This is a genomic window from Halonotius pteroides (assembly GCF_003605635.1).
GTDB classification, from domain to species: domain Archaea; phylum Halobacteriota; class Halobacteria; order Halobacteriales; family Haloferacaceae; genus Halonotius; species Halonotius pteroides.
The window spans coordinates 1-1,052 of the sequence record NZ_QMDW01000107.1 but is presented as its reverse complement, the minus strand read 5'-3'; the positions used below and the strand labels follow the sequence as shown (position 1 = coordinate 1,052).

The window sequence follows — 1,052 nt, the reverse complement described above, 5'->3', positions numbered from 1 at the left end:
GGTCATAGCGAGGCTTTGCTTGACTAATCGGTAGCTCGATTCGATGCCAAACCGTGTCGCGTGCGACGAACTCCTCGGCGAGCGCGTCGGCGTCGGCCTCGCCGTCGAGGACCGCCCGCGCGCGCCGCGTCGCCTCCTCGGCGGCCGTCTCGCCGTTCCGCGTGATGACGAAGGTGTCTGGCTCCGCCGCCAACAGCCGGAGAAACGCCCGCGAGGCGCGGCGGTGGATCGGCCCCTCGTCGTCGAGGAGCCATCCTGCGGCCTCGAAGCTCCGCTCGAAGCCCGAACACCACTCGGCGGCGACGCCGTCGCGGTCCGCCGAGAGCGCCATCACGTCGTACAGCGTCGCCCCACGCTCCCGGAGCGCGTCGGTCGCCGCCGCCCCACGCCGGACGTCGAGCGAGTCGAGTCCCTCGGGGGGGTCGTCGACCGCGACGCCGACGTGCTCGAACGCCTCGTAGAAGGCACAGGCGTCCTCGACGGTCGTCGCCTCGACGGTCTCCGTCACGCCGTCCGGCGTGAGCCGCCCGTCGGCGGCGGCCCGGACCAGCGGCACCGTCACGAGCAGCGCGCCGAACTGGGTGTTGCCGCCCGACTGGCCGCTCATCCCCTCGATCGACGACTCGAAGGCCGTGCCGATCGAGGCGCCGTCGGCCGCCGCCCGCAGGCCGGTGCGCGCGCCGACCGCGCCGGCGAGGAAGTGCTCGAACCGGAGGTCCCCGTAGTCGCGCTCGCGGTCGACGTTGCCCGGCTTCGGCGTGCCGGCCACCTCCAACAGGAGCGCGAGTTGGCCGTTCTCGGCGGGGTCACGCATCCGGCGTCACCTCCCCACCCCGCCCGGCCCCGCCGGACCGCTCGAAGTACCCCTCGACGGCGCGGCGGACCCGCCGGAGGACCGCCGGCTCGTCCGAGGGGCGACCGACCGAGACGGCGTCGGCGCCGTACTCGAGGTATTCCACGGCGGTCTCGCCGTCGCGGACTCCGTTGTTGGCGATCACGAACGCCCCGGACGTGCCGTCGACGACGTCGGCAACGACGGATTCCGTGTCCAT

The 1,052-nt window shown here is 73.5% G+C and carries 1 protein-coding gene and 1 pseudogene; both read right to left on the bottom strand.

Going from position 1 to position 1,052, the window contains the following annotated elements; translation table 11 throughout:
- Positions 1-814 (bottom strand): triphosphoribosyl-dephospho-CoA synthase (locus tag DP106_RS15385; protein ID WP_120086655.1); only part of this gene is annotated, 814 nt, incomplete at its 3' end.
- Positions 807-1,052 (bottom strand): annotated as a pseudogene (locus DP106_RS15380) (dihydropyrimidine dehydrogenase); the annotation flags it as partial. The pseudogene DP106_RS15380 and the gene DP106_RS15385, both read right to left, overlap by 8 nt.